Below are 7891 nucleotides of genomic sequence, written 5' to 3'. Positions count from 1 at the left end.
CCGTCCACAGTGGCCTCCGCGCCGACCTCCCCGCCGACGCCGTCGACCTCGCGGGCGGCGTGCGCGGCGATGCGCCGCACCGCCCGCGGGGCCACGGTCGTCACTCCGCGTTCCACGGCTACCTCCGATCGCGGGCGGCGCCCACGAGGGCGGACAGGTCGAGCTTGCCGTCGAGCCAGCGCCCGGCCAGCAGGCCGAGCCCGCCCAGCACGAACACCGCCACGAACGCGCCGAACCCGCCGAACGCGGCCGCGAAACCCAGTGCCAGTCCGTACAAGAGGCCGAGCAGCGTCGCGTTCATCGTCACTGCACCCGGTCCGAAGCGACGGGCTGCTCGTCGTCGTCACCGGGGAGGTGGACGTCGTTGACGTTGATGTTCACCTCGACGACCTCCAGCCCGGTCATCTGCTCGATCGCGGTGATCACGTTGCGGCGCACCGCCCGCGCGAGGTCGGCGATGGCGACGCCGTACTCCACCAGGATCTGCAGGTCGACCGCCGCCTGCTTCTCGCCGACCTCGACCGAGACGCCCTGGCCGACGCTGGCGGACGCGCCCGGGATGCGGTCGCGGATGGCGCTCAGCGCGCGGGCCGCGCCGCCGCCGAGGTCGTGGACGCCGGTGACCTCGCGGGCGGCGAGCCCGGCGATCTTCTGGACCACGGTGTCGGCGATCGTCGTGGTGCCCTGCTTGGTGACGAGGGCGCTCTCGGTCGTGGTGGCCACGGTGTTCTTCTCGGCCGTCGCGGTCATGGGTCCTCCCTGGATGTCCGGTACCCCAAGGCTTTTCGCCTGGTTCGTAGGTAAGGACCCAGCGGAGAGGAGATCGTCACTTACCCGTTCGTGTGACGTGGGTCTCCGGCGAACGCGGCGCCGTCGAGGTCGGTGACGACCAGCCGCAGCCGCGCCTTTTCCCATTCCGTACCCGCCAGCACCGGGCGCACGGCTTCCGCCGCCCGCTCCAGCAACGGGGGAATCGGCAGCCGGGTGGCGATCAGGCGGATCTGGACGACTTCGGCCGAGAGGTCGACGGCCATGCCTTCCCAGTCCACCGGCAACCACGTCGTCTCCGGCGAAACCGGCGTCGCCGGGCGGAGGCCGTCGATCTCCTTCAGGGCGCCGACGATCCGCTCGACGGCTTCGGCCGCGGTCACCGGGCCGCCGGCTCGATGTCCATGATGGACACCGACACCTCGTCGACGACCAGCCCGGTCTGCTCGGTGACGAACCGGGTCACCGAGCGCTGGACCGCCCGGCCGACCGCCGCCGCCTGGTCGGCCGCCGCCGTCACCAGGTCGACGTGCACGGTCACGCGGCCGTCCGCGGTGCGCACCCGGACGCCGTCCGCCGGCGCCGGGTCGAGGCCCTTCCAGCGCTGGCGGGCCGCGCGCGTCCACGCCGTGACCAGGCCGCGCAGGCCCGGTTCGAGGCGCACCACCCCCGGTGTGGCGATCGCCGCCCGTGCCGCGACGCTGGCGATCACCGGGTCGGCGACCACGTAGTCAACGCTCATTCCCCTGACTCCCCCGCAGTGTCTTCGGCATAGATGTCGGCCACGAGCAGGTCGAGTTTCGCCAGCGTCAGGCCCACCCGGGCCGCGGCCGCCGCCGTCACCCGCTCTCGCACCTTCGCCAACGCTTCACCGCCCGTGGCGTTCCGCAGGCTCACCGCGAGGGTGAGTTCGACTTCGACGACCCCGTCCGCGCCGGTGCGCACGCGGCAGCGCCGCGCCCGGACGCCGTCGACCGTGTCGGCCGCGTACCGCAGCACCGCCGCCACCGCCTGTTCGCTGATCTCGACGAACCCGGGTTCCGGGGTCGGCAGCGCCACCATCCGGTCGCGCCGCACCTCGGCCCGCACGGCCGACATGATCCGGCCGAACAGGTCCGGCGACGGCACGTCGTCGTCGGCCACCAGCTCCTCGGTGGCCTCGCGCAGCGCCAGCAGGCTTTCGCGCGCGGCCCGGCAGTGCGGGCAGGTCAGTTCGTGTTCGTCGGCCAGCCCGGCGCCGACCGCGTCGAGCCGCTCCCAAACCTGCTCGACATCGCGTTCGCAGGGCAGCTCGTACTCCGTCATCGCCATGGCTTCATCACCTCCGCCAGCTGGGCCCTGGCCCGCGCGATCCGGCCGCGGACCGCGGTCGCGTTCGCGCCGACGGCTTCGCCGATCTCTTCGTAGGACCGGCCGTGCACCTCACGCAGCAGCCAGCACGCCCGCTGCTCGGGCGTCAGTTCCGCGAGCGCCGCGGTCAACGCCGAGAGCTGCTCGCTCACCTGGGCGGCCCGTTCCGGCTGCAGATCGGTCCTCGGCGACTCGGCGGCGTCCAGGTCGACGTCGGCCTGAGGCCGGCGCGCGCGGATCGCGTTGAGGCACCGGTTCGTGGTCGCGCGGTAGAGCCAGCCGACGAACGCGGCGTCCTCGCCGAGCTGGCCGAGCTTGCGCCAGGCGTTGAGGAACACCTCCTGGACGACGTCTTCGGCGTCGCCGCGGTTCGCGAGCATCTTCACGGCGAGCCGGAACATCGGGCCCTGGTAGCGCAGCACGAGCTGCTCGTACGCCCGGACGTCGCCGTCCCGGGCGCGGCCGACGAGGGTCGCGTCGTCAAGCGGTGTGGCGGCGGTCGTCACGGCACCTCCTCTCGGGAGGAGGACACCGGCGAGCGGAAATCGTCACGCACCGATTGTGGGTGACGGTGGTCACCGGGGCGAGTCCGTGCCGATCGCGCGCCCCGGTGGTCTTCCCGGCACCAGGCGCCCCGCCGGGGTGCCGCCGCAGGAGGAGGTGCCCGATGTCGTTGGGCGACAAGATCGGCAACAAGGCCGAGGAGCTGGGTGGCAAGGCCAAGGAAGCGGCCGGCGACGCCACCGGGGACGAGCAGCTGCGCGCCGAGGGGCAGGCCGACCAGGCGAAGGCCGGGCTCAAGGGCGCCGTCGAGAACGTGAAGGACGCCGCGAAGGACCTGTTCAAGAAGTGAGCCGGCGGTCGTGAGTGTTCAGTCGGGTTAGAACCCGACTGAACACTCACGACCCGGGCCTCAGTTCAGGCCGAGGTCGTCCAGCCCGAGGATGTACCGGTACTCGAGGCCTTCCTTCTCGATGGCCTCGCGCGCGCCGGTGTCGCGGTCGACCACCGTCACCACGCCGATCACGGTCGCGCCCGCCTCACGCAGGGCCGCGACGGCTTCGAGCACACTGCCGCCGGTCGTGGAGGTGTCCTCGACCGCCAGCACGCGCTGGCCGCGGACCTCCATGCCCTCGATGCGGCGCTGCATGCCGTGTTCCTTGACCGACTTCCGGACCACGAACGCGTCCAGCACGACGCCGTCGGTGGCCGCCGAGTGGAGCATCGCCAGCGCGACCGGGTCGGCGCCGAGGGTCAGGCCGCCGGCCGCCACGTAGTCCCAGTCCGCCGTCAGCTGGCGCAGGAGCTTGCCGATCAGCGGCGCGGCCGCGTGGTGCAGCGTCGCCCGCCGGAGATCGATGTAGTAGTCGGCTTCCTTGCCGGACGCCAGGGTCACTTTTCCGTGCACCACGGAAAGATCGGTGACCAGCCTGGCCAGTTCGAGTTTCGCCGCTTGATCCAACCCGGGGTTCGCCACGGCCGAGAGTCTTACACACGGCCGTCCTCACTCACCGATGGATGTGGCGTCGACCGCACGCCCGCGCGTCGCCGCCCAGGCCGGGACGAGGATCGCGACGAGCGAGAGCACCACGGCGATCGCGAGCACCACCAGGTAGACCGCGAGCGGGCCGGTCGGCAGCACCGAGCCGCTCACCACGAGGCAGAACGGCACGATCGCGCCGGCCGCGGTCGCCGTCCCCAGCAGCACGGCGATGGTGGCGATCAGCCCGCCTTCGACGCCTGCCATCCGCAGCACCTGGCCGCGGGTGAACCCGCTCAGCCGCTGCAGCCCGAACTCGCGGCGCCGCTTGGCCGTGGCCATCACCAGCGTGTTCACCACCGAAATCACCGTGTACGCGATGATCATCCCGACGAGCAGGTAGTTGACCCAGGCGCCGATCTCGTTGCCCTTCGCGTGCGCCGCGATCAGCGTGTCCCGGTCGCCGACGAACACCGGCGACCCGGCGGTCGCCTCGCGAAGGCGTGCGGTCAGCGTCGCCGTGTCGACCCCGTCGGCGGCGCGGACCAGCAGCTGGGGCGCGAGCCCGAGCGTCGTGTGCGGGGCCAGCAGCCCGGCGGGCAGCACGAGCTTCTCGAACCCGGCGCGCTGGCTCACGACCGCGGTCACCCGCACGTCCACCGGCGCGCCGTCGCCGAGCCGCAGCGACAGCGTGTCGCCGACCCGGCGGCCGAGCGTCGTGGGCACCTCGACGGCGTTGCCGGTCAGCTCGCTGACGCCGAGCGCCGGCCAGCCGTCCTTGTCCTGGTTCGAGTCGAACGGCGTCTCGATGAACACCGTGCTCGTCACGTACTCCGACGCGCTCGCGACCCCCGGCGTCGCGCGCACCCGCCCCAGCACCGAGGGGTCGAGCCCGCTCGGGCCGGCGACGACCGCGTCCGCGCGCAGGTCCTCGGTGTACGCCTGGTTCGAGACGGCTTCCTGGGTGGTCTGCAGGTAGATGTTGGCGGTCGCGATGCCGACCGCGAGCATGATCGGGGTGACCGCGCCCGCCGCGCGCACCGCGCCGACGCGGGTGTTGAGCAGCGCGATCCGGCCGTTGACGCCGGTGATCGCGTGCACCGGCCAGCGCAGCAGCGTCGCCATCAGCTTCGTCACGCCCGGGCTGATCGCCGCGAGGCCGAACGCCCACAGCATCACCGCCGGGCCCGCCGTGCTGGCCGCGACCGGGCCGGTCATCACGGCAACCGTGACGATGGCCAGCGCCGTCCCGCCGGCGAAGCAGAGGAGCGCGGTGACCAGCCGGATCGGCGTGAGCCAGCGTCGCTCGACGGCGGCTTCGGCGAGCGCTTCGGTCGGGCGGACCTTCGACGCCCGCCGTCCGGCCACGAAGGACGCGGCCACGACGGCCAGCAGCGACGCGCCCGCGGCGACCGTCGCCGGCAGCCAGCCCTGCTCGAACCGCAGCACGTCCGGCACGACGTGGTTGGCCGCGAGCCGGCCGAACAGCCAGTTGCCGAGCACCGGGCCGAGCACGACGGCCGCGGCGACCGCGAGCAGGCCGACGACGAGCGCCTCGCCGAGCACCATCCGCCGCAGCTGGCGCGGAGTCGTGCCGATCGCGCGCAGCAGCGCGAGTTCGCGCTGGCGCTGCTGGGTCGACAGCGTGAGCGTGCCCGCGACGACGAACACCATGACCATCGCGGACAGCCCGCCGGACACCGCGGCCAGCACGATCAGGTCCTCACCGCTCTTGTTCACCTCGGGGAACTCCAGCGCGCCGCGGTCGGCGCCGGTCGTCACGACCCCGGCGTCCCCGACGGCCGACGTCACCGCGGCGACGTCACCGCCGAAGACGCCGATGGTGTCGAAGCGCCCCGGGTGGCCGGAGAGCCGGTCGGCGTCCGAAGCCGCGAAGAACACGGCGGAGTCGCGCATGGCCTGCGGCGCCCGGGCGATCCCGGAGACGCGGTACTGGCCGACGACTCCGTGCGCCGCGACGGGGAGCGTGTCGCCGACGGCGAGCCCGAGCCCGGCGTCGACGACGACTTCACCGGGGTTCGGCGGCTGACCGGCGAGCGTGTACGGCGTCAGCACGGCGGAGTCCCAGGCGTGCCCGAGCGCGCTCGCGCTGCCGATCTGCGCCGGGAAGCTGACCTCGCCGACGACGTCCGTGACACCGGGGACCGCGCGCAGGCGGTCGGCCAGCGCCGCGTCGAGGCGGACGCGCTCGGGCAGGGTCGCGTTTTCGAACTTGTGCTTGTCTTCGGGGTCGAGGGTCGCCGGGTCGTCCTCGGGCAGCTTCAGCGCCTGCTGCCCGCCGACGACGATCGGCGCCGCGGCCAGCCGCTGCACCGGCGTCTCGGACCGGATGCCCGACTCCATCAGGCCACCGCACGCCGAAACGATCAGCGCGCCGAAGAACACGGCGACGAACGTCGCCAGGAAGCCGCCCTTGCGCAGGCGCAGCGTCCGCATCGCGAGTCCGAACATCACGCCGCCACCCGGCCCCACGCGCCGAGGTGGGTCATCCGCTCGGCGACGGCTTCCGCGGTCGGCCGCGCCAGCCGGCCGGCGACCCGGCCGTCGGCCAGGAACACGACCTCGTCGGCGTAGGACGCGGCGACCGGGTCGTGCGTCACCATGATCACCGTCTGGCCACCGGCCCGGACGGACTCGCGAAGCAGGCCGAGCACGTCGGCGGCGGTGCGGGTGTCGAGCGCGCCGGTCGGCTCGTCGGCGAACAGCACGGCCGGGGCGGCGACCAGGGCCCGCGCGATCGCGACGCGCTGCTGCTGCCCACCGGAGAGCTGCCCCGGCAGGTGCTTGCGACGCCCGTCGAGGCCGACGTGCGCGAGGATCCGGGCGACGAGCCGCTTGTCCGGGCGCTTCCCGGCCAGCTGCAGCGGCAGCACGACGTTCTGCTCGACCGTCAGCGCCGGCAGCAGGTTGAACGCCTGGAAGACGAACCCGACGCGGTCGCGCCGCAGCTTCGTCAGGTAGGTCTCGCTCTTGCCGTCGAGGTCCTGGCCGTCGAGCACGACCCGGCCCGACGTCGGCCGGTCGAGGCCCGCCGCGCAGTGCAGGAACGTGCTCTTACCCGATCCGGACGGGCCCATCACCGCCGTGAAACCGCCGCGCGGGAAGGAGATCGAGACCCCGTCCAGCGCGACCACGCCGCCGTACTCCTTGCGCACGGCCTCGAGCCGAACCGCCTCAGTCGTCATGGGGAAAACGCTATTGAGGCAGCCCCCGGACCACCCTGGTGCGCACGCGCCTCTTCGGGGTGGGGACAGCCCTACTCAGGTGCGGCCGCGGCCCCCGCTGATCCGGCGCAGCACCGCGCGCGGCAGCAGGCCGCCGATCGCGACGACGGCCTTGTACTGCAGGCTCGGCACCGAGATCACCTTGCCGCGCCGCAGGTCCGCGAGCGCTTCGCCGACCACCTGTTCGACACCCAGCCAGGCGATTTTCGGGCCGGGTTTGCCGATGCCGGCCCGCTCGTGGAACTCGGTCGCCGTGAACCCGGGGCAGAGCGCCATCATCCGGATGCCCTTCGGCAGCGAAGCGGCGATGCCCTCGGTGAACGAGGTGACCCAGTTCTTGCTGGCCGTGTACGTCGAGCCGCGGCCGCTGAAGAACCCGGCCACGCTGCTGACCTGGATGACGTCGCCGTGACCGCGCTCGATCATCCCGGGCAGCACCGCCCGCGTCAGCCGCAGCACGGCGGTGACGTTGACGTCGAGCTGGCGCTGCAGCGCGTCCGGCGGGATGGTCCAGAAGTCGCCGTTCAGCCCGAACCCGGCGTTGTTCACCAGCAGGTCGACCGGCCCGGCCGCGAGCCGCTCCTCGACCGCGGCCCGTCCCTCCACTTCGGACAGATCGGCGGCGAGCACCTCGACGGCGACACCGTGCTCCGCCCGCAGCTCGGCGGCATACGCTTCCAGCCGCGCGGCATCGCGGGCGACGAGCACCAGGTCGTACTTCTCGGCGGCGAGCGTGCGCGCGAACTGCGCGCCGATGCCCGCGGTGGCTCCGGTGATCACGGCGGTGGTGGTCATGTGAGTGAACATACCCGCTGGTCACGGGCAGACATGCGTTCGAGCCGACGGCGAAGTATGGTCCGCCGCATGGGTAAGCACAGCAGGCGGAAAAGCGGCTACCTGCCCAAGGTCGCCGCCGGTGCGGCGCCCGTCGCGCTGCTCTTCGCGACCCCGGCCGCCGCGCTGGCGAGCCCCACCGACGTCACGCTGCCGCTGAACGGCATCGCCCTGCCGGTCGACCACCGGCACGCCGGCACGCTCGACGGCGACG

Annotated in this window: 11 protein-coding genes and 1 pseudogene; 2 read left to right on the top strand and 10 right to left on the bottom strand. The window is 73.0% G+C overall.

Translation table 11 applies throughout. The features are described from left to right. Positions 1-118 precede the first annotated feature (118 nt). The 6 genes from G3I65_RS29245 to G3I65_RS29220 form a co-directional block, all read right to left on the bottom strand. Complete coding sequence (locus G3I65_RS29245; RefSeq protein ID WP_086856482.1) at positions 119-301, bottom strand: hypothetical protein; 183 nt, start codon at positions 299-301, stop codon at positions 119-121. A gap of 2 nt (positions 302-303) precedes the next feature. Further along, positions 304-750 (bottom strand): Asp23/Gls24 family envelope stress response protein, encoded by a 447-nt coding sequence (locus G3I65_RS29240; RefSeq protein ID WP_160698953.1) that lies wholly within the window; start codon positions 748-750, stop codon positions 304-306. Between the two features lie 80 nt (positions 751-830). After that, entirely contained in the window at positions 831-1151 is a 321-nt protein-coding gene (locus G3I65_RS29235; protein WP_160698952.1) for a hypothetical protein, read from the bottom strand. Continuing rightward, positions 1148-1510: an Asp23/Gls24 family envelope stress response protein gene (locus G3I65_RS29230; protein ID WP_160698951.1), complete on the bottom strand. Its 363-nt coding sequence runs from the start codon at positions 1508-1510 to the stop codon at positions 1148-1150. The genes G3I65_RS29235 and G3I65_RS29230 overlap by 4 nt, the downstream gene beginning before the upstream one ends. Further along, positions 1507-2079, bottom strand: a complete 573-nt coding sequence (locus G3I65_RS29225; RefSeq protein WP_160698950.1) for an Asp23/Gls24 family envelope stress response protein — start codon at positions 2077-2079, stop codon at positions 1507-1509. Before G3I65_RS29225 ends, G3I65_RS29230 begins: the two co-directional genes overlap by 4 nt. Beyond that, positions 2070-2624, bottom strand: coding sequence for an RNA polymerase sigma factor (locus G3I65_RS29220; protein ID WP_160698949.1), 555 nt, complete (start codon positions 2622-2624; stop codon positions 2070-2072). The genes G3I65_RS29225 and G3I65_RS29220 overlap by 10 nt, the downstream gene beginning before the upstream one ends. Before the next feature lie 161 nt (positions 2625-2785). Between G3I65_RS29220 and G3I65_RS29215 the strand changes: the two genes are divergently transcribed. Continuing rightward, positions 2786-2971, top strand: a complete 186-nt coding sequence (locus tag G3I65_RS29215; RefSeq protein WP_160698948.1) for a CsbD family protein — start codon at positions 2786-2788, stop codon at positions 2969-2971. A gap of 60 nt (positions 2972-3031) precedes the next feature. On the opposite strand, the gene pyrE is transcribed toward G3I65_RS29215, so the two are convergent. The 4 genes from pyrE to G3I65_RS29195 form a co-directional block, all read right to left on the bottom strand. Next, positions 3032-3595, bottom strand: a complete 564-nt coding sequence (pyrE, locus tag G3I65_RS29210) for an orotate phosphoribosyltransferase (protein ID WP_086856475.1) — start codon at positions 3593-3595, stop codon at positions 3032-3034. A 27-nt stretch (positions 3596-3622) separates the two neighbouring features. Beyond that, entirely contained in the window at positions 3623-6070 is a 2448-nt protein-coding gene (locus tag G3I65_RS29205; protein WP_160698955.1) for an ABC transporter permease, read from the bottom strand. Further along, positions 6070-6804: an ABC transporter ATP-binding protein gene (locus tag G3I65_RS29200; protein ID WP_166640730.1), complete on the bottom strand. Its 735-nt coding sequence runs from the start codon at positions 6802-6804 to the stop codon at positions 6070-6072. Before G3I65_RS29200 ends, G3I65_RS29205 begins: the two co-directional genes overlap by 1 nt. 75 nt (positions 6805-6879) lie before the next feature. After that, positions 6880-7638: an SDR family oxidoreductase gene (locus G3I65_RS29195; protein ID WP_166640729.1), complete on the bottom strand. Its 759-nt coding sequence runs from the start codon at positions 7636-7638 to the stop codon at positions 6880-6882. A 69-nt stretch (positions 7639-7707) separates the two neighbouring features. Here G3I65_RS29195 and G3I65_RS29190 point away from each other — a divergent pair. Further along, positions 7708-7891, top strand: a pseudogene (locus tag G3I65_RS29190) (hypothetical protein); the annotation flags it as partial.

The organism is Amycolatopsis sp. SID8362 (genome assembly GCF_010550475.1).
Taxonomy (GTDB): domain Bacteria; phylum Actinomycetota; class Actinomycetes; order Mycobacteriales; family Pseudonocardiaceae; genus Amycolatopsis; species Amycolatopsis eburnea.
This window is presented reverse-complemented; position numbering and strand designations above follow the sequence as displayed.